Genomic DNA, 22,942 nt, shown 5'->3' with positions numbered 1-22,942 from the left:
TCACAGGGTGACCCAGTTCGAGGTGGCGACGGCCGCCGTGCAGGCGGCACTCGACGCCGGCGCCCGGTACGCCGACGCGCGGGTGATGCACCGCCGTTACGAGTCGATGACCGCGCGCAACGGCGAGATCGAGGCGCTGGTCCAGCACAGCGACGCCGGTCTCGGCGTCCGCGCACTGGTCGGTTCCAGTTGGGGCTTCTACGCCGTACCGGATCCGTCGCCGGCGGCGGCGCGGGCCGCCGGTGGTCGGGCGGCGAAGATCGCCGCGGCCAGCGCCCAGGTGCCAGGGCCGCCGATCGACCTGGTGCCGGCCGGGGCCGGCACCGCGAGCTGGGCCAGCCCGTGCCGGGTCGATCCGTTGTCGGTGCCGCTGCCGGACAAGGGCGATCTGCTGGTGTCGGCCACCCGCACGATGCTCGACCACGGCGCCGACCTGGCCGAAGGGCTGTACCAGATCTGGGACACCGAGAAGTGGTTCGTCTCCAGCGAGGGGCACCGGATCGACCAGCGGATCCGCGAGTGCGGGGCGGGGCTGTCCGCGACGGTGATCGGTGACGGGGAGACCCAGCGCCGTTCCTATCCGAGCCACCGCGGCCAGTACGGCACCAGCGGCTGGGAGCTGGTCGACGACCTGGACCTGCCGGCGCACGCCGCCCGGATCGCCGAGGAGGCCCGGGCGCTGCTCACCGCGCCGGCCTGCCCGGCCGGGGAGACCACGCTGATCCTCGGCGGGGAGCAGATGGCGTTGCAGATCCACGAGTCGGTCGGGCACGCCATCGAACTGGACCGGATCCTCGGCTGGGAGGCCGCCTTCGCCGGCACGTCCTGGCTGGACCTGGCCCAACTGGGCAGCCTGCGGTACGGATCCGAGCTGATGAACGTGACGATCGACCCGACCATCCCGGGCGCGCTGGGCAGTTTCGGGTTCGACGACGAGGGCAGCCCGGCGGTCAAGCGGGACGCGGTCCGGCAGGGCCGGTGGGTCGGCGTACTGGCTGGTCGGGACTCGGCCGCCGTCGCCGGCCTGGACCACGGCGGCAGCGTACGGGCGGACGGCTGGTCGCGGCTGCCGATGGTCCGGATGACCAACGTCGGTCTGGAGCCGGGGCCGCACACGTTGGACGAGATGATCGCGGCGACCGACCACGGGGTGCTGATGGACATCAACCGGTCCTGGTCGATCGACGACAAGCGGCTCAACTTCCAGTTCGGCTGTGAGATCGGCTGGGAGATCCGCAACGGCAAGTTGGGGCGGATGCTGCGCAACCCGACGTACACCGGGATCGGCCCGGTGTTCTGGCAGTCGATGGACATGCTGTCGTCGGAGAGCGTCGCCTGGGGGACGCCGAACTGCGGCAAGGGCCAGCCCGGCCAGGTCGGGCACACCGGGCATCCGGCGGCGCCGGCCCGGTTCACCAACGTCCGGGTGGGGGTACGCGGGTGAGTCTGGACGCGGGGCTGACCGGCGCGGCGACGTCGCCCGCCGAGACCGACCTGGCCCTCCGGGTGGTGGCGGCGGTCCGGCGGGCCGCCGGACCGGGCGCGCAGGCCGAGGCGTACGTCAGCCACCGGGCGCTGGCGCTGACCCGGTTCGCCAACTCGTTCATCCACCAGAACGTCGCCGAGGCGGTCACCACGGTGTGGCTGCGGCTGCACGTCGACGGCCGTACCGCGATCGGTTCGACCACGCTGACCGGCCCGGACGGGTTGGCCGACCTGGTCGAGCGCACCTTGGCGGCGGCCCGGCTCTGCCCGCCGGATCCGGCCTGGCCGGGGCTGGCCGGGCCGGCACCGCTGCACGCGGCCGGTTCGTGGGACGAGGCGACCGCGCAGGCCGGTCCGGCGGAGCGGGCGGCCCAGGTGCGGGACTTCGTCGCGGCCGCCGGTGGTCTGGAATGCGCTGGCTTCTGCCGTACCGTGCACCGATCGACGGGGTTCGCCAACAGCGCCGGGCAGACCGCCGGCGGCCGGTCGGCGGAGGCCGCGATGGACGGGATCGCCCGGACCGACGGCGCCGACGGGGTGGCCCGGCAGGCGGCCGACCGGCTGACCGACATCGACGGCGCGGCGCTGGGTGCCCGAGCGGCGGTGAAGGCCCGGGCCGGCCGGCACCCGGTCGATCTGCCGCCGGGGCGCTACCCGGTGGTGCTCGAACCGACCGCGGTGCTGGATCTGTTGCAGATGCTCGCCCGGCACGGCTTCGCCGGCAAGGCGCACCACGAACGGCGGTCGTTCGTCCGGCTCGGCGAGGCCCAGTTCGACCCGGCCATCTCGCTGGTCGACGACCCGGCCACCGGCGGCGGGCTGCCGTTCGACGCCGAGGGCACCCCGACCGGCCGTACGGTGCTGGTGGACGCCGGCCGATCGACGGCGCTCACCCACGACCGACGGACCGCGGCGGCGGCCGGCACCGCATCGACCGGGCACGCGGCGCCGGGCAGCGTCTCGTGGGGGCCGGTCGGTCAGCATCTGCGGCTGCTCCCGGCCGACGGCGGGCAGTCCGCCAGCGGCGGCGGGCCGGCCGCCGGGGGCAGTGCGGCGCTGCTCGGCGGTGTGGAGCGGGGTCTGCTGGTCACCGACCTGTGGTACACCCGGATTCTCGATCCACGCAGCCTGGTGGTGACCGGCCTGACCCGTAACGGTGCGTGGCTGGTCGAGTCAGGCGAGGTCGTGGCGGCGGTCCGCAGTCTGCGGTTCACCCAGTCGTATCCGCAGGCGCTCGCACCCGGTGCGGTACTGGGTCTGGGCTCAGAGTTGAGCCGGCTGCCGGACAGTTGGGACGACACCTCCTGGCACGCGCCGGCCCTGCACCTGGCGGGCTGGCAGATCACCGGCGGCGCCACCGGCTGACCACGGCGGTATTGACGACGCCCTGCGGCACTGCTTAGGTTAGGCATACCTCACTTAGGGTGGGTCCGCGATGGGCGGTGCGGCTGGTCGACCGCACCGCCCGTCGCCCCTGACGACGGGTCCGCTGCCAATCTGTGACCGACGCCGCTCGGGATCCAGTGAGCTTCTGCACATCCACCCCCCTAGCGGCGGGCCGGGCTTTCGTAACCGACGCGATACCGGCGAGACTCCCTTGCGCATACGGCCGCCGGTACTGGGCGTAACGTGTGCACCGGACCAGCGCCCGCCGATGCGTGTGGTGCGGGTTCCGGAGCACGCGGTCGCACGGCAATCTGGGCTCTGCCCTGCATCGCCACAGACCGGCCGAAGATATCCGGGTCCGCCCTTGCGCGGGTCGGGCCCCGTCAGGGAGACAGGATGACGACTACGGCAACGATGCCGGGGCAGGCGCGGGCGCGCGCCGCCATCGCGGCGAAGACGTTGCGCACCGACCGGTGGTGGCTACCCCCGCTGATCACCGTGATCGGACTCGGTGCCTGGGTCACCTACGCCACTGTCCGTGTTTTCATGCACGACTTCTACTGGGTCCAGGAGCACCACTACCTCACCCCGTTCTACTCACCGTGCGTCACCGAACGCTGCGTACCGGAGGCGGCCCACTTCGGCCGGTTCCTACCCGGCTGGTGGATCATCCCCGACGCGGCGATGACCCTGCCGTTCCTGCTGCTGTTCCGGCTGACCTGCTACTACTACCGCAAGGCCTACTACCGGGCGTTCTGGCTGTCGCCGCCGGCCTGCGCGGTGCCGGACGGCCACAAGAGCTACACCGGTGAGACCCGCTTCCCGCTGATCTTCCAGAACGCCCACCGCTACGCCTTCTACGCCGCGGTGATCATCTCGCTGATCAACAGCTGGGACGCAGTCCTCGCCTTCGACGGGGAGAACGGCTTCGGCGTCGGCCTGGGCAACGTCATCCTGCTCGGCAACGTGATCATGCTCTGGGCGTACACCCTGTCCTGCCACTCCTGCCGGCACATCGCCGGCGGCCGGCTGAAGCACTTCTCCAAGCACCCGGTGCGGTACCGGGCCTGGACGTTCATCTCCAAGCTCAACGTCCGGCACATGCAACTGGCCTGGATCACGCTCGGCACCCTGGCGCTGACCGACTTCTACGTGATGGCGCTGTCCGCCGGCTGGTTCAGCGATCTGCGGTTCTTCAACTGAGGGCTTGGACATATGACTACCCGAATCGAACGACACCACTACGACGTCGTGGTCATCGGTGCCGGCGGTGCCGGACTGCGGGCCGCGATCGAGGCCCGACTGGCCGGCAAACGCACCGCGATCATCTCCAAGTCGCTGTTCGGCAAGGCGCACACGGTGATGGCCGAGGGCGGCGCCGCCGCCGCGATGGGCAACGTGAACAGCCGGGACAGCTGGCAGGTGCACTTCCGCGACACCATGCGCGGCGGCAAGTTCCTGAACAACTTCCGGATGGCCGAGCTGCACGCCAAGGAGTCACCGCAGCGAATCTGGGAGCTGGAGACGTACGGCGCGCTGTTCGACCGTACGAAGGACGGCAAGATCTCGCAGCGCAACTTCGGTGGCCACGAGTACCCGCGACTGGCCCACGTCGGTGACCGCACCGGCCTGGAGCTGATCCGCACCCTGCAGCAGAAGATCGTCTCGCTGCAGCAGGAGGACAAGCGGGAGTACGGCGTCCACGACGCCCGGATCAAGGTCTTCGCCGAAACCACCATCACCGAGTTGATGCTGGAAGACGGGCCGGACGGGTCCCGGGTCGCCGGCGCCTTCGGCTACTACCGGGAGAGCGGCGAGTTCGTCCTGTTCGAGGCGCCGGCCGTGGTGCTGGCCACCGGCGGGGTCGGCAAGTCGTACAAGGTCACCTCGAACTCCTGGGAGTACACCGGCGACGGGCACGCGCTCGCCCTGCGGGCCGGCGCCACCCTGATCAACATGGAGTTCCTGCAGTTCCACCCGACCGGCATGGTCTGGCCGCCCTCGGTGAAGGGCATCCTGGTCACCGAGTCGGTCCGGGGCGACGGCGGGGTGCTGCGCAACACCGACGGCAAGCGGTTCATGTTCGACTACGTCCCCGACGTGTTCCGCAAGCAGTACGCGGAGACCGAGGAGGAGGCGGACCGCTGGTACACCGACCCGGACAACAACCGGCGTCCGCCGGAGCTGCTGCCCCGTGACGAGGTCGCCCGCGCGATCAACAGCGAGGTCAAAGCCGGTCGCGGTACCGAGTCCGGCGGCGTGCTGCTGGACATCGCCAGCCGGCTGCCGGCGGAGGAGATCCGTCGCCGGCTGCCATCGATGTACCACCAGTTCAAGGAGCTGGCCGACGTCGACATCACCAAGCAGCCGATGGAGGTCGGGCCGACCTGCCACTACGTGATGGGTGGCGTCGAGGTCGACCCGGACACCGCCGCGGCGGCCGGCCGGATCAGCGGCCTGTTCGCCGCCGGTGAGGTATCCGGCGGTATGCACGGCTCCAACCGCCTCGGCGGCAACTCCCTGTCCGACCTGCTGGTCTTCGGCAAGCGGGCCGGTGAGCACGCGGCCGCGTACGTCGGCGGGTTGGACCGGCGGCCGAAGGTCTCGGCCGACGAGGTCGAGCAGGCGGTGGACCAGGCCCTGGCGCCACTGTCGCGCGACACCGGGGAGAACCCGTACACCCTGCAGCAGGACCTGCAGGCGGTGATGGGCGACCTGGTCGGCATCATCCGCCGCGAAGGTGAGCTGGCGGATTCGCTGGTCAAGCTGGCCGAGCTGCGCGAGCGGGTGGCCAAGGTCAGCGCCGCCGGCGGCCGGCGCTACAACCCGGGCTGGCACCTGGCGCTGGACCTGCGCAACATGCTGGTGGTGTCGGAGTGCACCGCCAAGGCCGCGCTGGAGCGCACCGAGTCCCGGGGCGGGCACACCCGCGAGGACCACCCGACCATGGCCCCGCAGTGGCGCACGGTCAACCTGGTCTGCTCGCTGGACGGCGACACGGTCAAGCTGGAGCACAAGCCGCTGCCGAAGATGCGCCCGGAGCTGATCAAGCTCTTCGACCGGGCGGAGCTGGCCAAGTATCTGACCGACGAGGAGTTGGCGGAGTTCGACGCGCTGGCGCAGGACGCGCTCGCTGAGGAGGCGGACAACTGATGGGCACCAAGCGCCACTTCAGGGTGTGGCGGGGCGACGAGACCGGCGGCGAACTGCAGGACTACCAGGTGGAGGTGAACGAGGGCGAGGTCGTCCTCGACGTCATCCACCGGCTGCAGGCCACCGAGGCTCCGGACCTGGCCTGCCGGTGGAACTGCAAGGCCGGTAAGTGCGGCTCCTGCTCCATGGAGATCAACGGCATGCCGAAGCTGGGCTGCATGACGCGGATGTCGACGTTCGAGGAGAACGAGACGATCAGCGTCAGCCCGCTGCGGACCTTCCCGGTGATCCGCGATTTGGTCACCGACGTCTCGTTCAACTACCAGAAGTCGTTGGAGACGCCGGCCTTCAGCCCGCCGGAGGACCTCGCGCCGGGTGAGTACCGGATGCAGCAGGTCGACGTGGAACGCTCGCAGGAGTTCCGCAAGTGCATCGAGTGCTTCCTCTGCCAGAACACCTGCCACGTGGTACGTGACCACGAGGACAACAAGACCGCGTTCTCCGGTCCCCGGGTGTTCATCCGCGCCGCCGAGCTGGACATGCACCCGCTGGACACCAGGACCGACCGCAAGCAGTACGCGCAGGCGCAGCAGGGGCTGGGCTACTGCAACATCACCAAGTGCTGCACCGAGGTCTGCCCCGAGCACATCAAGATCACCGACAACGCGATCATCCCGATGAAGGAACGCGTCGTCGACCGACGGTACGATCCCCTCGTGTGGCTCGGCAGCAAGATCTTCCGGCGGGGGCAGAACGGCGCGGCAGCGAGTGGACCGGCGCTCGGTGAGTCCGGCCTGGACCAGTTGGCCGGTACGGCGGCCGGGCTGCCGGCCGACGGTGACCGCAGCGCGGCGGCCGACGCCGAGCGCGGGGTCAACTGGCACCGGCAGGTGCCCCGCCCGCAGGCGGCGGCGGTGGACGAGAAGGGCCACCTGCCGATCAGCGAGCTGGCGTTCGACAAGCCGGCCGCGCCGTCGCCGTTCGGCGAGGACGTCACTTTCCCGCTACCGGACAAGTCACTCAACTACCACCACCCGGACCAGGACCGCTAAGCCGGTCTCACGCCCGCTGACCGCCCCTCCCGGTGCTTCCTGCGCCGGGAGGGGGCGGTTTCTATCCGTGGTCGCCGGGGTTGCCCGCCATCCATTGACGGTCGTAACATCCTTCGCGGAGCCGGGAACGGGACCTTGTCCACCGTTTCCGTCGTGGGGCGGCGTCGGGCCGCCGGGCCCACGGCACCAGCCCGTACTGCGGGCTGCTCGCCGAAGGACTCCCCACCATGATCCCGCTCCGGCTCCGGCGCCACCGCCTGCCCGCACTCGTCGTCGCCGCCCTCGTCGTCGCCGGCGTGACCGTCGTCTGGCTGGCACCGGACGCCGACGCCAGCGAACTCTGCGGGCGGGCCGACACGATCGACATCACCGACAAGCGGTACGTGGTGATGAACAACGTCTGGGGTGCGGACACTCCGCAGTGTCTGACGGTCGACGCCGCCGGCCGGTTCGAGGTGACCCACACCGAGCACGACAAACGGGACGGCTCCGCCGCCGCCTACCCGACCATCTACCAGGGCTGCCACTGGGGCAACTGCACCGTCGGCAGCGGCCTGCCGATCAAGGTGACGCAGTTGCGCACCGCCCGGTCCAACTGGGCCATCGATACCCAGGGCGCCACCGGCCGCTGGAATGCCACGTACGACCTGTGGTTCCACACCGACGCCAACGCCCACCGCTCCCCCGACGGCGCCGAACTGATGGTCTGGCTGGACCGGGCCGGCGGGGCCGAGCCGGCCGGGACGCTGGTGGCGCGGGGAGTGGCCCTGGCCGGTGCGACCTGGGACGTCTACTACGCCGACTGGCACTGGAACTACGTGGCGTACGTACGTACCACGCCGGTCGACGAGGCGCGGGACCTGGAGTTGGCGGCGTTCACCCGGGACGCGGTGGGCCGCGGCTACCTCGACCGGGACTGGTACCTCAGCGGGATCGAGGCGGGCTTCGAGATCTGGCACGGCGGCGCCGGGCTCACCTCCCGGTCGTTCCAGGTCGCGATCAACCTCTGAGCCGGCTCGGCCGCCACCGGCCCGCCGGGGCGTATCCGGTTCACCGAGCGGCGTGCAGCAACGGACGGAGCTCGGCGACGATCGGCCGGTCTGCGGGCAGCCAGGTGACCTGATCGAGTTCGTCGGCCGCCAGCCAGCGCAGAGCTGAGTGCTCGAGCGCGGTCGGCTGCGCCGGCCCGAGCAGTCCGGCGAGGTAGACCCGCAGCACCGACCGACCGTGGCCGAGCGGCTGGTCGGGGCCGACCCGGTCACCCACCGTGATCACAACGCCGAGTTCCTCTTGGCACTCACGGATCAGGGCATCAGTCTCGGTCTCGCCGCTCTCCACCTTGCCACCGGGAAACTCCCACTTGCCGGCCGCGCCCGGTGGATGGGTCCGGGCACACGCCAGTACCCGACCGTCAACGACGATCGCCGCCCCGACCACCACCTGACGCCTCGCCCGCCCGCTCCGCACAGCAGATGAGCCTGCCAGATCAATCAGCATTTCGGGTAACCCTGCTGACTGCTAGGACAGCAGATGACGGAAGGGTGGACGTGGACACACCAACCAGTTAGCGGCCAGACTGGGGACCACCGACCAAGACACAGGATGGCGACGATTTGGCCACAAGCCGGCAACGACGCCTGGGAGGTGTGGCTTTGCGAGCACTCTGGTCCAGCCGGACCGGCCGCGACTACCTTAGCGATGCCCTTACCCAACTGGACGGGTGGACGCAGGACGGCCAGCAGCTCCGGCGAACCCTGCTGCTCGACGACAGCCAGCACGCCGAGCTCACCGAGCGGATCAAGGTAGCAGCCGACGCCCTGCACCTGCGGCCCGACGTACGCCGGGCCGACGGACGGACCCAAATCCGGCTCGGCTCCCCCGACGGCGACAAGATCACCGACGGCGATGTCGCACTCGCGGCCCGCATCGAGGACGCCTACCGTACGGTCGTCGACCTGCACTGACCCCCGCAGCGCCACGATCACCGCTGACCGCAGCTATGTCACGCTGCGCTGGCGTGGTTGTGGCCGCCACCTACCCTCGGGCACATGGCGAACGTGGCGTACGATCGGCGGGAGCAACTCCGGCAGATCGAGAGCGGGCTGCTCGACGGGGAGCAGGTGATCGCGGTCTACGACGCGATCGGCACCGGCACCGGCTTCATCGGGCTGACCAACCGCCGGGTGATCATCCAGGACAAGTCGTTCGTCGGCAAGAAGGTCGCCATCACCAGCATCCCGTACTCGAAGATCACCAGCGTGAGCGTGGTGAGCAACAAGTCCTGGGGCGGCTCGTACTTCTCGTCCGGCGCCATCGCGATCAACGTCGGCACCCACACCTACGAGGTCGAGTTCCGTGGCGACCAGAAGTCCCACCACGTACACAACGTGATCCTGCACTACATCTCGTGACCGACCGCGGGACCGACAGCCAGCAGGGCTGACCGCTCGATCATGTCCATCCCGCGCTCGACCTAAGCGGTTTCCGGCTTCTCCGGCTCGACACCGCCGGCTCGCAGGATCCGCCGGACCTGTTCCCGGCCGTAGCCAGTCACCCGAGCGATCTCGCCCACGCGGGCACCGCCTCGGTATGCAGTCACGATTGCGGCCGCAAGCCGCTTCCGTACCTGTGGCACCTCGGCACGCGCTTAAGCGACCTCCGCGAGCCCATCCTGCACGCGTTGGAGCGCAGCCCGGTACGCCTCCGCTGCCGCCGCAAGGTCACCTGCCACGGCGGAAGGTGCCTCAGGGCTTCGGGTCTGGCGTGACGAACGTGCCGCGACCGGCGAAGGTGACCACTCGGCCTTCCTCGCGTAGCACGTCGAGCGCGGCCCGCACGGTGCCACGCGCCACGCCGTACGTCTGCGCCAACGTCACCTCACCAGGCAGCTTGCGCCCCGGCAGCCAATCGCCGCTATCGATCTTCGCCTTGAGCGCATCGGCCACCTGCTCGGCAAACGAACGCGGCGACCACGGGTCGACCATGCTCACAGGCTGCCACCTGTCCAGCCGGCCGATGCTGTCCATTCAGTTCACTTAATGGACAGGATGAACCTGGTGGACTAGCGTTGGATCGGCAGACAAAGGCGGCCCTCGGCTCGCGTGGCAGCGCTCGCCGAGGGCCTTGACGCGAGTTCCCAGACGAAGCGCGCGGCGATACGACGCCTCCTCAGGAGCCGGGGATCCTGGCGGTCGGCCCGAGAGTGCCGCCGGGGCACGGAACGGTCCAGATCTGGGCCGACGCCGGCTCAGGCGGGACCGGTCAGCGGGTGGATGTGCCGTCGACCGCCTCCGGTTGGCCAATATCGACTCCGGCGAAGGCGTCATGGCCGTATACCGACCGGAGCCGTCCCACCACCGAGGCTGACCCCTCCGTTCAGGAGTCGAGGTGAGGCTCACGCACCTCAAAACCGCCTCGGAAGGTGTCTGAGCCTCACCTCGATGCCGCGCAGACATCGAGACTGAACGACGGTAGGTCAACAGAAGCCGGATGTTACGGTGAGGAACATGACCGCAGTGCCCGAGTGGATGCGGCCGCCCCGCCCGGAAGGGTGGTACGCCGACGACCTCGACCAGCTCCCGCAGGCGCCGCGTCACACCGAGCTGATCGACGGAGCGCTCGTCTTCATGATGTCCCCCCAGCGGGCTTGGCACGGCCGAGCTGTCTCCGCTTTGCTCTTCGCTCTCATGGAGCAGGCGCCAGCAGGCGTCGAGATCGAGCGGGAGATGACGATTCGGCTCGACGAACGGAACCGCCCCGAGCCCGATCTTCTCGCCACGCGGGCTCCCTACTACGACCCGGACTGCACCTTCTACACACCCGACCAGGTGCTGTTGGTCGTCGAGGTGGTGTCGCCGGAGTCGGCCCACCGCGACCGGACAGTCAAGCTGCGCAAGTACGCGGAAGCCGGCATTCCGCACTACTGGCGCGTCGAGGACGAGGGTGGATCACCGGTGGTCCACGCATACGAGCTCGACGAGCCCACCCGGTCGTACGTCGCGACCGGGATCCACCGCCACGAGCTGCACACCACGACGCCGTTCGAGCTCAAGCTGAATCTGGACGGGCTTGTGCCCGGTCGCAAGAGCTGAGCCGGGCAGCCGCTCAACTGCCTGACACATCTCTGCCATGGCCGCAGGGCCGGCCTACAGCCTGATGACCCGAACCCGATGCCCGCACAACCTGGTCATGTCGTCGACATCCGACGTCACGACCGCAACCGGCGCGGGTAGTCGTAGCGCCATCTCGGCGACCATGGCATCGATGGCGTACTTGTGCCCGTGCAGCCCCGCCGCCTTCAACAGCCCCGCACTGCGACGGGCGCTTTCCTTCGTCACCGCCTCCACACGAATGCGGGACAACAGCCAGGTCAGCCGAGCGGTGTCCACGCCGGTGTGGGAAACCTCGATGATCGTGGCAGCCGACATGGCCAGATCAGCCCCGTCACGCTCCGCCTGCTCCAGCAGTCGCATCACCATGCGATCCCGGCCGATCCATCCCGAGAAGCCTTGCGAGTCGAGCACAAGCGATTCGAGGCTCACGCCGCCCGGTCCGTCTCCCTGGTCCCGTACAGAAGCGCCTGGGCCTCGGCCATTTCCTGATCGGTGAACGCCCCGGACTCAGCTTGATAGCGGTCCAACTCCTCCCGGAGAAGCCTTCGCCGCTCAGCCCGCTCGGCCAGCTCGGTGAGGTAGCCGGAGACGTTGTCGGTGTGCGACTTCATGCTCTCCAGCAGCTCCACCGGCAGCGTGATCGTGACCTTCCTCGTCCTCGCCATCCAACAACCATACCACGGTATTACCGCGAGCTGGGCACAGCTGCTACCCCCTGGCAGACACCGCGAACCTTGGGACACGCCGCACGCCGGCTCGTGCCCAGCATGCCGGATCAGACGTTGAAGCGGAACTCGACGACGTCGCCGTCCTGCATGACGTACTCCTTGCCTTCCATCCGGACCTTGCCGGCCGCCTTCGCCGCCGCCATCGTGCCGGCCGCGACCAGGTCGTCGTAGGAGACGATCTCGGCCTTGATGAAGCCGCGCTGGAAGTCGGAGTGGATCACCCCGGCGGCCTCCGGCGCGGTCGCCCCGACCGGGATGGTCCAGGCCCGCGCCTCCTTCGGCCCGGCGGTGAGGTACGTCTGCAGCCCGAGCGTACGGAAGCCGACCCGGATCAGCTGGTTGAGCCCCGGCTCGCTCTGCCCGGTCGACTCCAGCAGCTCCATCGCCTCGTCGTCCGGCAGATCGATCAACTCGGACTCGATCTTGGCGTCCATGAAGACCGCCTCGGCCGGGGCGACCAGCGCCCGCAGCTCAGCGAGCAGCTCGGCGTTGCCCAGCTCGTCCTCGTCGACGTTGAAGACGTACAGGAACGGCTTGGTGGTGAGCAGGTGCAGCTCGCGCAGCTCGGCGACGTCGATGCCGGCGGCGGCCGCACCCGCATACAGCGTGGTGCCGCCGTCGAGCAACGTGGCGGCGGCCTTCGCGGCGGCGTGGATCGCCGCCCGGTCCTTGCGCAGCCGGGCTTCCTTCTCCAGCCGGGGCAGCGCCTTCTCCAAGGTCTGCAGGTCGGCCAGGATCAGCTCGGTGTTGATCGTGGCGATGTCGTCACCCGGGGAGACCTTGCCGTCGACGTGCACCACGTTCGGGTCGGAGAAGACCCGCACGACCTGGCAGATCGCGGCGGCGTCGCGGATGTTGGCCAGGAAGGCGTTGCCTCGGCCCTGCCCCTTGGACGCGCCCCGCACCAGACCGGCGATGTCGACGAACGACACCGGCGCCGGGATGGTCTTCTCCGAGCCGAAGATCTCCGCCAGCCTGCCCAGCCGCCCGTCCGGCAGCCCCACCACCCCGACGTTCGGCTCGATCGTGGCGAACGGGTAGTTCGCCGCGAGGACGTCGTTCTTGGTGAGCGCGTTGAACAGGGTGCTCTTGCCGACGTTGGGCAGGCCGACGATGCCGATGGTGAGACTCACGTCGGTCGAGTCTACGCAGCGTCCGGTGGCGGGTCAGGCGCAGGCGGTCTTCAGCTTCTCCGCCAGCTCGGCCAGGCGACCCTCCACCTGTCCCATCGGGGTGTTGTCGTCCGGGTGGACGATCTGGGCGGCGAACTCGGACGCCTCGGTCAACGCCTGCTGCACGTCGGCGTCGACCGGGTCGGCGGCGAGCGACTCCAGCATTGCCGAGAGGTCGGTGAACTTGGCCCGGAACTCGGCTTCGGCGGTCTCCGCAGCCGTCCCGCCCTCGGCCACTGCTGCGATGAGGTCGGCGAAGTACGCTTCGATGGTCGATGCAGTCTCCTCGGCGACCGGTACCGCCGTGTCGCACGCCTCCTTCGTGGCCGCGGCGGCCCCGCCCTCGGCGGAGCCGGCCGACTCCGCGTCGGCCGACGCGGTCGCCGTCGGCGATGACGTCTGACCGGCGGCGGTGTCGGTTTCGCTGTCGCCACCGCCGCAGCCGGCCAGGGTGAACGCGAGCGCCGTCGCAGCGGCGGCGGTGATCAGGGTACGTCGCATCGAGAATCCGTCCATTGAGAGGCGAGCAAACTGGAGCAGGCTAACGGACGTCTGCTCCCGGCCCGCCCGGCCCCTCGCGGACGTCACTCGCAGACGGCGCGGAAATTCTCCGAGATCGCCACCACGGCGGCGACCTGCTCGTCGCTGAGCGGAGTCTCACCGATCTCGGTGGCGGCCTCGATCGCGGCCGTACTCTCGGTCAGCACCGTCCGCAGTTCGTCCGACACCGGGCCGGTGGCCAGTGAGGTGAGCGTCGCCGACCAGCCGCGCATCTGCGCCTCGAAGTTGTCCTTCGCGTCCGCCGGCGCCTCCGCGCTGGCCGTCGGGTCGGCGAACTGGTTGACGTCACGCTGGAAACCGGCGGCGAAGTCGCTGCTCATCGATACCGCCTGATTGCAGGCGGCGTTGGTGGCGGCGAGGATGTCGGCCTCGCTGGCGGCGGTGCTGCCGACGGTCGGCGACGGCGCGCCCGTCGGCGGCGGCTCGGTGCCGCAGCCGGTGAATCCGAGGATCAGGGCCGAGCCGAGGACGGCGCTGGCCAGTAGGCGACGCATGATATCTACCGACTCCTTTATCGAGGTGCACCAAACTGTGCCACTCTATCGATCCAGGAGCCAGGTCGCCGAACGGAGCCCATCGACTGACGCAGATGGCGAGAGCGCCACTGCCAGCAGTTGCAGTGAGCATCGTCATGTTACTTACCAGTGACGCGTGCTTTACCGTCTGCGCAGGGCGACGGTGCCGTGTGCCCAGCCCGGCCAGACCGTCCGCGCAGGGCGGCCACCGGTGCGGGCAGCGTACCGTTGCCGCCCGGACGGGACGTCCGGGCGGACGGCAAGGTCCGGGCGAGCGGGGAGCGGGTGGCGTGGTGGCGAACGGGGCGGCGGCGCTGGCGCGGCCGGTGGTGGAACGGGCACGCATCGCGGTCGCGATCGCGTTCGGGGTCAGTGGTCTGGCGTTCGCCTCGTGGATCTCCCGTACCCCGGCGATCCGCGACGCCCTCGATCTGACCAACGCCCAGTTCGGGCTGCTGCTGTTGTGCACGTCGGTGGGCGCGGTCAGCGCGCTGCCGCTGTCCGGTCCGCTGGTACACGCGATCGGGCCCCACCGGACGGTGCTGCTGGGTGCCTCGGCCGTGACCGTCGGAATGCTCGCTGTCGCGGTCGGCGTGGCGGTCGTCTCACCGCCACTGGCCGGCGCCGGGCTGCTGCTGACCGGCACCGGGTTGAGCAGCTGGGACGTGGCGATGAACGTCGAGGGTGCCGACGTCGAGCGCCGGCTCGACCGCCCGCTGATGCCCCGTTTCCACGCCGGCTTCAGCCTGGGTACGGTGACCGGCGCGCTCCTCGGGGCCGGGTGTGCCTGGCTGGCGGTGCCGGTCGACTGGCAACTCGCCGTCACCGCGCTGCTGGTGATCGCCTCGATCGCCGCAGCCGTACGGATGTTCCTGCCGGTCCCGGTGCGGGTGCCCGGCGCGGCAGCACCCCGGTCCGGGGTGCTGCGTGCCTGGCGGGAGCCGCGCACCCTGCTGATCGGTCTGCTGGTGCTGGCCTTCGCGTTCGTCGAAGGGGTGGCGAACGACTGGCTCACCCTGGCCGTGGTTGACGGCTACCGGGTCGGTGACGCGGTCGGCGCGGTCGCGTTCGGGGTGTTCGTCGCGGCGATGACCGCCGCCCGGATGGTCGGCGGTACGGCGTTGCAACGCTGGGGCCGGGTGACGGTGCTGCGGGCGACGGCGGTGCTCGCCCTGATCGGCCTGGCCCTGGTGGTTTTCGGGCCGACGCTGCCGCTGGCGCTGCTCGGGGCGCTGCTGTGGGGCGCCGGGGCGTCGCTCGGCTTCCCGGTCGGGATGAGCGCGGCCGCCGACGAGGCCGACCGGGCGGCGGTACGGGTGTCGGTGGTCAGTTCGATCGGCTACACCTCGTTCCTGGCCGGTCCGCCGCTGATCGGTTTCCTGGCCGAGCAGGTCGGCATCCTACGATCGCTGTTGGTGGTGCTCGCGGCGTTGGCGATCGGCCTGCTGGCCGCCGGCGCTACCCGGCCGGCCGGCACGGGCGGCACGGCCAGCGCTACCCAGCCGGCCGGCACGGGCCGGGGCTCGTGACTGCAGGTCCGATTCCCGCCAGCCGACCGGGCCGGCAAGCGGGCAGGATCGACCCATGGAGCTCGACTTCGAGCGGTGCTACCGGGTGGTGGACAGCCGCGACCAGCGCTTCGATGGCTGGTTCTACACCGGCGTGACGTCGACCGGCATCTACTGCCGGCCGTCCTGCCCGGCGGTCACCCCGAAGCGGGGCAACGTCCGGTTCTTTGCCTCGGCGGCCGCCGCGCAACAGGCCGGGCTGCGCGCCTGCCGGCGCTGCCACCCCGACGCCACCCCGGGTTCGCCCGACTGGGACCGCCGCGCCGACCTGGTCGGACGGGCGATGCGGTTGATCGGCGACGGGGTGGTGGACCGCGACGGCGTACCGGGGCTGGCCCGCCGGCTCGGCTACACCGAACGGCATCTCACCCGGGTGCTGACCGAGCAGGTGGGTGCCGGCCCGCTGGCGTTGGCCAGGGCGCAGCGTGCGCAGACGGCCCGGATCCTGGTGGAGCGGACCGCTCTGACCGTCGCCGAGATCGCGTTCGCGGCCGGGTTCGGCAGCGTCCGGCAGTTCAACGACACGTTCCGGACGGTGTACGGCGGCCCGCCGTCTACGCTGCGCGGCCGGGTACGGCCCGGTGCGCCCGACCGGGCCGGGGTGATCACCGTACGGCTGGCGTTCCGTCGGCCGATGGCGGTCGACGCCGTACTCGGATTCCTGGCCGACCGGGCGGTGCCCGGCGTGGAGTGCGCCGACGGCGGCGGATACCGGCGTGCGCTGCGGTTGCCGTACGGTGCCGGTGCGGTGGCGCTGACCCCGCACGACGGTTTCCTCGCTGCCGCGTTGCGCCTCGCCGACCTGCGTGATCTGGCACCGGCGGTGTCCCGCTGCCGCCGGCTTTTCGACCTGGACGCCGATCCGGCGGCGGTGGACGCCGTGCTGGGCGCCGATCCGGCGTTGGCCGCTGCCGTCGCCGCCGAGCCCGGGGTCCGGGTGCCGGGCGCGGTGGACGGCTTCGAGCTGGCGGTACGGGCCGTGGTCGGGCAGCAGATCTCGGTGTCCGCCGCCCGCCGGGTGCTGGCCCGCCTCTGCGCGACGACCGCGTCGCGAACAGCCCTGCCTGCGACCGGGTCGCGAACAGCCCCGCCTGCGGACGGTCTGGCGCCGTTCCCGGGCCCGGCCGAACTGCTCGCCCTGCCCGACGACGCCTTCGCGATGCCGGCCGCCCGGCGCGGCACGCTGCGCGCGCTGGCCGCCGGGGTCGCCGACGGCGGCATCGGGCTCGACCCGGGCAGCGACCGGGCCGAGCTGTCACACCGGCTCACCGCGCTGCCCGGCATCGGCCCGTGGACCGCCGGGTACGTGGCGATGCGGGCGCTCAGCGACCCGGACGTGCTGCTCGGCACCGACCTGGGGGTACGGCGCGGCGCGGCGGCGCTGGGCCTGCCCGCCTCCCCCGCCGACCTGACCGCCCACGCGGACCGCTGGCGGCCCTGGCGGTCGTACGCCAACCTGCGGCTGTGGCGGTCCGCCACGCCAACGATATCTACATCGGAGTAAATGATGACAACACCTTCGACATTGGACACGAGTACGGTCGCCACGGCGGTCGGGCCGCTGACGCTGATCGCCGACCCCGGCGGGGCGCTACGGGCCGCCGGCTTCACCGCCGACCCGGACGACCTGCTCGCCCTGATCCACCCCGACCTGCGCGGGCCGGTGCGCCGCCGGGCCGACCTCGGCGACGTCACCCGCGCCGTACGGTCCTACCTGGCCGGTGACCTCGCCGCGATCGACCAGCTCACGGTCTGTCAGCACGGCGGCCCGTTCCAGCACACCGCCTGGTCGACGCTGCGCGAGGTGAAGCCCGGCGAACCGGTGAGCTATACGGCGTTCGCCCTGCGCTCCGGCCGGCCGGCTGCGGTCCGGGCGGCGGCCGGTGCCTGCGCCCGCAACGCGGTCGCGCTGGTGGTCCCCTGTCACCGGGTGCTGCGCGGCGACGGCACGCTGGGCGGCTACCGGTGGGGTCTGTCGATCAAGAGGTGGCTGCTCGACCATGAATCGCAGGTGACCTTCGCAGGGCAGTGAACCGGTGCCGGAACCGGCTACCGTCGTGGTGTGGACGCCGTACCCGACCGATCTCCGCCCCGGCGGCGCGCCGTCCACAATCTCTGGCGGCTACGCCGCTACCTGCGCCCGTACCTCGGCCAACTCGGTTGGCTGCTGGCGGCCGCTGCGGCGGCGACCGGAGCCGGCATCGCCATCCCGCTGGTCATCGCCGAGGTGGTGGACGGCCCGGTGGCCGCCGGTGATCCCGCCGGTCTGCTGCTCCTCGGTGGACTCGCCCTGCTGCTCGGCGTCGTCGAGGCGGTGCTCATCTTCATCCGGCGGTGGACACAGAGTGCCTCGTCGATCGGGATGGAAGGCACCATCCGCGAGGACATCTACACCCACCTGCAGCGGCTCCCGGTCACCTTCCACGACCAGTGGCAGTCCGGGCAGTTGCTGTCCCGGGCGATCAGCGATCTGTCGGTTATCCGACGCTTCCTCTCCTTCGGTCTGCTGTTCCTGATCCTCAACTCGGCGACCTACCTGACCGTGGTGGCGTTGCTGCTGCACCTGCACTGGCCGTTGGGGCTGGTGGTGGCGGCGAGCGCCGTGCCGCTCTACCTGTTCAGCCGCCAGTTCACCCGCGCCTACCTGCGGGTGTCCCGACAAATGCAGGACCAGCAGGGTGACCTGGCCACCCTGGTCGAGGAGTCCGCGCAAGGGCTGCGGACCATCATCTCGTTCGGGCGCGGGCCGTACCTCACCGAGCGCTTCTCCGACCTGGCCCGCGAGCTGCACGACACCGCGGTCGGCAAGGGCCGGCTGCTCGCCCACGCGTCGGCCCGCTACGACCTGGTGCCGAACGCGAGCCTCGCGGTGGTGCTGGTCGTCGGGGCCGGCGCCGTCGCCGACCAGCAGCTCAGCATCGGTCAACTGGTCGCCTTCGTCACTCTGCAACTGATGCTGATCTGGCCGATCAAGTCGCTGGGCTGGATCATCTCGCACGCTCAGGAGGCGATGACCGCCGCCGACCGGATCCAGGAGGTGCTGGACACCTCGCCGTCGATCGTCGACCGGCCGGACGCCGTCCGGATCCGGGTCGGTGAGGTCCGCGGTGAGTTGCGTTTCGACAACGTCACCTTCGGCTATCCGGGGACCCCGGAGCCGGTGCTGCGCGGCGTCGACCTCACCGTACGGCCGGGTGAGACGCTGGCCATCGCCGGCCTGACCGGCAGCGGCAAGACCAGCCTGGTGTCGCTGGTGCCGCGACTGTACGACGTCACCGGCGGTCGGATCACCCTGGACGGTCATGACCTGCGTGACCTACGCCTCGACGAGCTGCGCCGGTGCGTTGGCGTGGCGTTCGAGGATCCCACGCTGTTCTCGATGTCGGTTCGGGAGAATCTGACCCTCGGCAGGCCGGGCGCCACCGACGCGGAGGTGCACGCCGCCGTCCGGTTGGCGCAGGCCGAGTTCGTCCACGACCTGCCCTGGGGGTTGCGGACCCGGATCGGCGAGCAGGGGCTGTCACTGTCCGGCGGGCAGCGGCAGCGGCTGGCGCTGGCCCGGGCGGTGCTGGGCCGGCCCCGGGTGCTGGTGCTCGACGACCCGCTGTCCGCCCTGGACGTGCACACCGAGGCGCTGGTGGAGCAGGCGCTGCGCCGGGTGCTGGTCGGCACCACCGCGCTGCTGGTGGTGCACCGGCCGTCCACGGTCGCGTTGGCCGACCGGGTGGCGCTGCTGGACGCGGGCCGGATCGCGGCTGTCGGCACCCACACCGAACTGCTCGCCACCGTGCCCGCCTACCGGGCCGTACTCTCCGCCGACGGGCCCGGCCTGGTCAGGTCCCGGTGAGCCGGACCGACGATGCCGGCGGCACCGCGGACCGTGACGCGAGCAGGTCCGACGACGCTCAGCCGGACTGGCGCGGGGTCTCCGACCGGGCGGCGGACGAGGTCGGCGGCGCAGACGACGGCGGTCCGGTCGACAACGCCCGGGTCCGGGCCCGCAGCCGGGCGCTGCTCGGCTCGCTGACCCGGCCGCACCGGCGGATGATCGCGGTGGCGGTCGGCCTGCTGCTGCTGCAGAACGCCGCCGCGATGGCCGGTCCGTACCTCGTGATGCTGGGCATCGACCGGGCCATCCCGCCGCTGACCGACGACGGCGACGCGGGGCCGCTGGTCGCGATCGCCGTCGCCTTCGCGGTCGCCACCGTCGCCGAGTACGTCGGCAAGCGCAGCTTCCTGGTCCTGTCTGCTCGGATCGGTCAGGCGATCCTGCTCGACCTGCGTCAGCGGGTGTACCGGCACTTCCTCAACCTGTCGGTCAGCTTCCACGAGCGTTACACCTCCGGCCGGGTGGTGGCCCGGTTGACCAGTGACATGGACTCGATCTCCGAGCTGGTCAACGGCGGCATCGACGATCTGGTGCTCGCCGGGCTGTCGGTGGTCTCGGTGGCGGCGATCCTGCTCTGGTTGGACCTGCCGCTGGCCCTGGTGACCCTGTTGGCGTTCCCGTTCCTGGTGTGGATGTCGATCTGGTTCGCCCGCGCCTCCACCGTCGCCTACCGGCGTACCCGGGAGACCGTGGCGCTGCTGATCATCCACTTCGTGGAGTCGCTCGGCGGGGTCCGGGCCGTGCACGCGTTCCGGCGCGAGCCCCGCAACCAGGAGATCTTCGCCGAGGTCAACACCGGCTTCCAGCGGGCCAGCCTGCACGCGTTCCGGCTGATCGCGATCTACTCACCGAGCCTCAAAGGCATCGGCAACGTGGCTGTCGCGATGGTGCTCACCTTCGGCGGTTGGCAGGTGCTGCAGGGCCGCACCGAGATCGGCGTGCTCGCCGCGTTCCTGCTGTACCTGCGCCGGTTCTTCGAGCCGATGCAGGAGCTGAGCCAGTTCTACAACTCGCTGCAGTCGGCGACCGCGGCGCTGGAGAAGCTCTCCGGCGTGCTCGACGAGCGGCCGGACGTCGCCGAGCCGGTGCGGCCGCGTCCGCTGCCGCGTCCGGTACGCGGCGCGGTGCGGCTGCATGCCGTCTCGTTCGGCTACCGGCCGGACCGTCTGGTGCTGCCCGAGCTGACCCTGCGGATCCCGGCCGGGCAGACGGTCGCGCTGGTCGGGGCCACCGGGGCCGGCAAGTCGACGATCGCCAAGCTGGTGGCCCGGCTCTACGATCCGGTCAGCGGGTCGGTCACCCTCGACGGTGTCGACCTGCGTGAAATCGCCGGCCGCGACCTGCGGCGAAACGTGATCATGGTGACGCAGGAGAACCATCTCTTCGCCGGCAGCGTCGCGGACAACATCCGGTTCGGCCGCCCGGACGCGACCGACGCCGAGGTGGAGGCCGCGGCGCGGGCGATCGGCGCGCACGAGTTCATCTCCGGACTTCCCGACGGGTACGCCACCGACGTGCACCGACGCGGCGGGCGGCTGTCCGCCGGGCAGCGGCAGCTGGTCGCCTTCGCCCGGGCGGTGCTGGCCGACCCGGCGGTGCTGATCCTCGACGAGGCGACCTCGTCGCTGGACGTGCCGACCGAGCGCCTGGTGCAACGGGCGTTGCAGACCATGCTCAACGGCGGCCAGAACGACGATAGCCAGAACTGCGGTGGCCGCAACGGCGACGGGCCGGGGGCCAACGGCTGGCCGACCGGCCACGGGCGCACTGCGCTGGTCATCGCGCATCGGCTGTCGACGGTGCAGATCGCCGACCGGGTGCTGGTCCTCGACGACGGCCGGATCGTCGAGGACGGCCGGCCCGCCGACCTGATCGCCGACGGCGGTCGGTACGCCGTGCTGCACCACCAGTGGCGCGACAGCCTCAGCTGACCCGGACCGCCTGCAGGGTGTAGCTGAGTGGGAACCGCTCCGGTCGTTCGGTCAACCGCCACTCGCCGTCATCGCCCTCGGCCATCCGGCCGGGCAACGCGTTCCACGGCACGCTGTCGTGCTCGACCAGCATCGTCACCTGCATCCCGACGCCGGTGAGCGCGGTGAAGATCTCCCCGATGCCGTGGTTCCACGCGTGGGTCAGGTTGTGGGTGAAGCTGGCCTCGGTGTCGACGTACGTGCCGTCCTCGTTCCACACCAGCGGTCGGTCCGTCTCGAAGTACGGCAGGTCGAGTACGAGCAGGCCGTCCGGGCGGGTCTCGTCGACCGCCCACAGCGCCGGGTGCCCCTCCCGCAGGAACAGCCGGCCGCCCGGCCGCAGCAGTGCGGCCACCGTCTCCGCCCATCGGGTCACGCTCGGCAGCCAGCAGAGCGCACCGATCCCGGTGAAGACGAGGTCGAACCCGCCCGCGCCGAGCACCTCCACGGCGCGGTAGACATCGGCTTCGACGTACTCGATCGGAGTCTGCGTCGCGGCGGCGATCCGCCGGGCCTCGGCCAGCGACGCGCCGGAAAGGTCCAGGCCGGTCATGGTCGCGCCGAGCCGGGCCAGCGACAGCGTGTCGGTGCCGATGTGGCACTGCAGGTGGACCCCGCGTACGCCGGTGAGGTCGCCGAGCCTCGGCAGGTCGAACCGCACCACCTCGCTGAGCAGCGCCGGGTCGGCGATCAACTGTGCCACCCGGTAGTCCGGCGAGGCGGCGTGCGCCGACGCGCGCTCGTCCCAGCTGGCCCGGTTGAGCGCCAGATAGTCGGTCATGCCGCCGACGATCGCATGATCTGAGGCCGCTGGCACCCCGTTATCGTCCGGGGACCGGTGACAGCGGGGTGGCCCCGGTCGCTCATCCGCTCCCGGGGCCACCCGCGCTCTCAGTTGTTGCGTGTCACGCCCTGTTCGCCCGACGGCGGGTGAGCAGGAGCAACGAGATACCAAGCGCCACGAGCGCACCGCCGCTGGTGATCAGGTTCGTGGTCGCGCTGCCGGTGACCGGCAGCCCCACGTACCTGAAGGCGATCTCGTTCGAGGTGCCGTTCGGTGTCGTCACCGTGATGGTTGTGTGCTTGACGTCGCACGGCGGAGTGACGAAGGTCAGCGAGGTCCCGGAACCGTTGACCGTGACCTTGTTCGCTGGAATCGTCTTGCCGCAGATCGTCACGGTCGTCTGGCCCGGGATGAAGCCGCTGCCTCCGACGACCACTGTGGTCCCGCCGTTGGCCGGTCCCTGTCCAGGGTCGACCGAGTCGATCACCGGCGCCGGGCCACCCGAGTAGGTGAAGCCGTCGGGAGCGACCGCGTCGTCACCCGGCAACACCACCACCACATCAACCG

The 22,942-nt window shown here is 70.8% G+C and carries 22 protein-coding genes and 2 pseudogenes; 15 read left to right on the top strand and 9 right to left on the bottom strand.

Translation table 11 applies throughout. From position 1 onward, the window contains the following. Positions 1-7: 7 nt before the first annotated feature. The 7 genes and pseudogenes from ACFHWT_RS23540 (at position 8) to ACFHWT_RS23510 (ending at position 8,086) form a co-directional block, all read left to right on the top strand. Positions 8-1,444 carry a TldD/PmbA family protein gene (locus ACFHWT_RS23540; RefSeq protein ID WP_416596830.1) on the top strand — a complete coding sequence of 479 codons (1,437 nt, stop codon included), beginning with the start codon at positions 8-10 and terminating at the stop codon, positions 1,442-1,444. A 14-nt stretch (positions 1,445-1,458) separates the two neighbouring features. Beyond that, the gene (locus ACFHWT_RS23535) at positions 1,459-2,850 is read left to right on the top strand and encodes a TldD/PmbA family protein (RefSeq protein ID WP_416596864.1); all 1,392 of its coding nucleotides are present in this window, start codon (positions 1,459-1,461) and stop codon (positions 2,848-2,850) included. A 417-nt stretch (positions 2,851-3,267) separates the two neighbouring features. After that, the gene (locus ACFHWT_RS23530) at positions 3,268-4,074 is read left to right on the top strand and encodes a hypothetical protein (RefSeq protein WP_416596828.1); all 807 of its coding nucleotides are present in this window, start codon (positions 3,268-3,270) and stop codon (positions 4,072-4,074) included. A gap of 12 nt (positions 4,075-4,086) precedes the next feature. Continuing rightward, positions 4,087-6,024 (top strand): fumarate reductase/succinate dehydrogenase flavoprotein subunit, encoded by a 1,938-nt coding sequence (locus ACFHWT_RS23525; protein ID WP_416596826.1) that lies wholly within the window; start codon positions 4,087-4,089, stop codon positions 6,022-6,024. Beyond that, a pseudogene (locus tag ACFHWT_RS23520) lies at positions 6,024-6,776 on the top strand (succinate dehydrogenase/fumarate reductase iron-sulfur subunit); the annotation flags it as partial. The gene ACFHWT_RS23525 and the pseudogene ACFHWT_RS23520, both read left to right, overlap by 1 nt. A gap of 93 nt (positions 6,777-6,869) precedes the next feature. Next, a pseudogene (locus ACFHWT_RS23515) lies at positions 6,870-7,076 on the top strand (succinate dehydrogenase/fumarate reductase iron-sulfur subunit); the annotation flags it as partial. A 227-nt stretch (positions 7,077-7,303) separates the two neighbouring features. Next, complete coding sequence (locus tag ACFHWT_RS23510) at positions 7,304-8,086, top strand: GH12 family glycosyl hydrolase domain-containing protein (RefSeq protein WP_416596824.1); 783 nt, start codon at positions 7,304-7,306, stop codon at positions 8,084-8,086. A 40-nt stretch (positions 8,087-8,126) separates the two neighbouring features. Here the strand turns inward: ACFHWT_RS23510 and ACFHWT_RS23505 are convergent, their stop codons facing one another. Then, positions 8,127-8,573, bottom strand: a complete 447-nt coding sequence (locus tag ACFHWT_RS23505) for a (deoxy)nucleoside triphosphate pyrophosphohydrolase (protein ID WP_416596822.1) — start codon at positions 8,571-8,573, stop codon at positions 8,127-8,129. Positions 8,574-8,728: 155 nt separating this feature from the next. Here ACFHWT_RS23505 and ACFHWT_RS23500 point away from each other — a divergent pair, with 155 nt between their 5' ends. Both ACFHWT_RS23500 and ACFHWT_RS23495 read left to right on the top strand, forming a co-directional pair. Continuing rightward, on the top strand, positions 8,729-9,040 hold the full coding sequence (locus tag ACFHWT_RS23500) for a 4a-hydroxytetrahydrobiopterin dehydratase (protein ID WP_416596821.1): 312 nt from the start codon (positions 8,729-8,731) through the stop codon (positions 9,038-9,040). An 84-nt stretch (positions 9,041-9,124) separates the two neighbouring features. Beyond that, on the top strand, positions 9,125-9,487 hold the full coding sequence (locus tag ACFHWT_RS23495; protein ID WP_123605368.1) for a PH domain-containing protein: 363 nt from the start codon (positions 9,125-9,127) through the stop codon (positions 9,485-9,487). Positions 9,488-9,820: 333 nt separating this feature from the next. On the opposite strand, the gene ACFHWT_RS23490 is transcribed toward ACFHWT_RS23495, so the two are convergent. Next, positions 9,821-10,060: a GntR family transcriptional regulator gene (locus ACFHWT_RS23490; protein ID WP_278174364.1), complete on the bottom strand. Its 240-nt coding sequence runs from the start codon at positions 10,058-10,060 to the stop codon at positions 9,821-9,823. A gap of 522 nt (positions 10,061-10,582) precedes the next feature. On the opposite strand from ACFHWT_RS23490, the gene ACFHWT_RS23485 reads away from it, so the two are divergent. After that, a complete protein-coding gene (locus ACFHWT_RS23485) occupies positions 10,583-11,167 on the top strand; it encodes a Uma2 family endonuclease (RefSeq protein WP_278167158.1) in 585 nt (194 codons plus the stop codon). 54 nt (positions 11,168-11,221) lie between these two features. Here ACFHWT_RS23485 and ACFHWT_RS23480 read toward each other — a convergent pair whose 3' ends face one another. From ACFHWT_RS23480 to ACFHWT_RS23460, 5 genes are all read right to left on the bottom strand, one after another. Further along, entirely contained in the window at positions 11,222-11,617 is a 396-nt protein-coding gene (locus ACFHWT_RS23480; protein WP_416596819.1) for a hypothetical protein, read from the bottom strand. After that, positions 11,614-11,853 (bottom strand): hypothetical protein, encoded by a 240-nt coding sequence (locus ACFHWT_RS23475; protein WP_123605371.1) that lies wholly within the window; start codon positions 11,851-11,853, stop codon positions 11,614-11,616. Before ACFHWT_RS23475 ends, ACFHWT_RS23480 begins: the two co-directional genes overlap by 4 nt. Before the next feature lie 110 nt (positions 11,854-11,963). Then, complete coding sequence (ychF, locus tag ACFHWT_RS23470) at positions 11,964-13,049, bottom strand: redox-regulated ATPase YchF (protein WP_282233985.1); 1,086 nt, start codon at positions 13,047-13,049, stop codon at positions 11,964-11,966. 33 nt (positions 13,050-13,082) lie between these two features. Beyond that, positions 13,083-13,589 carry a hypothetical protein gene (locus tag ACFHWT_RS23465; RefSeq protein ID WP_416596817.1) on the bottom strand — a complete coding sequence of 169 codons (507 nt, stop codon included), beginning with the start codon at positions 13,587-13,589 and terminating at the stop codon, positions 13,083-13,085. 83 nt (positions 13,590-13,672) lie between these two features. Further along, a complete protein-coding gene (locus tag ACFHWT_RS23460; RefSeq protein ID WP_416596816.1) occupies positions 13,673-14,143 on the bottom strand; it encodes a hypothetical protein in 471 nt (156 codons plus the stop codon). Between the two features lie 311 nt (positions 14,144-14,454). Between ACFHWT_RS23460 and ACFHWT_RS23455 the strand changes: the two genes are divergently transcribed. From ACFHWT_RS23455 to ACFHWT_RS23435, 5 genes are read left to right on the top strand one after another with little or no spacing between them, the layout of a single operon-like run. Beyond that, positions 14,455-15,693, top strand: a complete 1,239-nt coding sequence (locus ACFHWT_RS23455; RefSeq protein ID WP_416596815.1) for an MFS transporter — start codon at positions 14,455-14,457, stop codon at positions 15,691-15,693. 55 nt (positions 15,694-15,748) lie between these two features. After that, positions 15,749-17,236 (top strand): AlkA N-terminal domain-containing protein, encoded by a 1,488-nt coding sequence (locus ACFHWT_RS23450; protein WP_416596814.1) that lies wholly within the window; start codon positions 15,749-15,751, stop codon positions 17,234-17,236. Beyond that, positions 17,237-17,764, top strand: coding sequence for a methylated-DNA--[protein]-cysteine S-methyltransferase (locus tag ACFHWT_RS23445; protein ID WP_416596813.1), 528 nt, complete (start codon positions 17,237-17,239; stop codon positions 17,762-17,764). 30 nt (positions 17,765-17,794) lie between these two features. Continuing rightward, positions 17,795-19,579: an ABC transporter ATP-binding protein gene (locus ACFHWT_RS23440; RefSeq protein WP_416596812.1), complete on the top strand. Its 1,785-nt coding sequence runs from the start codon at positions 17,795-17,797 to the stop codon at positions 19,577-19,579. After that, the gene (locus ACFHWT_RS23435; RefSeq protein WP_416596811.1) at positions 19,576-21,552 is read left to right on the top strand and encodes an ABC transporter ATP-binding protein; all 1,977 of its coding nucleotides are present in this window, start codon (positions 19,576-19,578) and stop codon (positions 21,550-21,552) included. The genes ACFHWT_RS23440 and ACFHWT_RS23435 overlap by 4 nt, the downstream gene beginning before the upstream one ends. Here ACFHWT_RS23435 and ACFHWT_RS23430 read toward each other — a convergent pair. Both ACFHWT_RS23430 and ACFHWT_RS23425 read right to left on the bottom strand, forming a co-directional pair. Continuing rightward, on the bottom strand, positions 21,545-22,372 hold the full coding sequence (locus tag ACFHWT_RS23430) for a class I SAM-dependent methyltransferase (RefSeq protein ID WP_416596810.1): 828 nt from the start codon (positions 22,370-22,372) through the stop codon (positions 21,545-21,547). The genes ACFHWT_RS23435 and ACFHWT_RS23430 overlap by 8 nt on opposite strands. Before the next feature lie 124 nt (positions 22,373-22,496). Next, a partial coding sequence (locus tag ACFHWT_RS23425; RefSeq protein ID WP_416596809.1) for an IPT/TIG domain-containing protein occupies positions 22,497-22,942 on the bottom strand: 446 nt, incomplete at its 5' end.

Source organism: Micromonospora sp. LOL_021, assembly GCF_048060215.1.
Taxonomy (GTDB): Bacteria; Actinomycetota; Actinomycetes; order Mycobacteriales; family Micromonosporaceae; genus Micromonospora_E.
The sequence above is the reverse complement of the archived record's forward strand: the minus strand, read 5'-3'. Positions and strand labels throughout refer to the sequence as shown.

Bases quoted from the DNA above. Each gene is read 5' to 3' on its own strand.
- ACFHWT_RS23485 (WP_278167158.1), top strand. From the start codon at position 10,583: ATGACCGCAGTGCCCGAGTGGATGCGGCCGCCCCGCCCGGAAGGGTGG.
- ACFHWT_RS23460 (WP_416596816.1), bottom strand. From the start codon at position 14,143: ATGCGTCGCCTACTGGCCAGCGCCGTCCTCGGCTCGGCCCTGATCCTC.
- ACFHWT_RS23490 (WP_278174364.1), bottom strand. From the start codon at position 10,060: ATGGTCGACCCGTGGTCGCCGCGTTCGTTTGCCGAGCAGGTGGCCGAT.
- ACFHWT_RS23450 (WP_416596814.1), top strand. From the start codon at position 15,749: ATGGAGCTCGACTTCGAGCGGTGCTACCGGGTGGTGGACAGCCGCGAC.
- ACFHWT_RS23495 (WP_123605368.1), top strand. From the start codon at position 9,125: ATGGCGAACGTGGCGTACGATCGGCGGGAGCAACTCCGGCAGATCGAG.
- ACFHWT_RS23430 (WP_416596810.1), bottom strand. From the start codon at position 22,372: ATGACCGACTATCTGGCGCTCAACCGGGCCAGCTGGGACGAGCGCGCG.
- ACFHWT_RS23530 (WP_416596828.1), top strand. From the start codon at position 3,268: ATGACGACTACGGCAACGATGCCGGGGCAGGCGCGGGCGCGCGCCGCC.
- ACFHWT_RS23445 (WP_416596813.1), top strand. From the start codon at position 17,237: ATGATGACAACACCTTCGACATTGGACACGAGTACGGTCGCCACGGCG.
- ACFHWT_RS23505 (WP_416596822.1), bottom strand. From the start codon at position 8,573: ATGCTGATTGATCTGGCAGGCTCATCTGCTGTGCGGAGCGGGCGGGCG.
- ACFHWT_RS23475 (WP_123605371.1), bottom strand. From the start codon at position 11,853: ATGGCGAGGACGAGGAAGGTCACGATCACGCTGCCGGTGGAGCTGCTG.
- ACFHWT_RS23465 (WP_416596817.1), bottom strand. From the start codon at position 13,589: ATGCGACGTACCCTGATCACCGCCGCCGCTGCGACGGCGCTCGCGTTC.
- ACFHWT_RS23525 (WP_416596826.1), top strand. From the start codon at position 4,087: ATGACTACCCGAATCGAACGACACCACTACGACGTCGTGGTCATCGGT.
- ACFHWT_RS23510 (WP_416596824.1), top strand. From the start codon at position 7,304: ATGATCCCGCTCCGGCTCCGGCGCCACCGCCTGCCCGCACTCGTCGTC.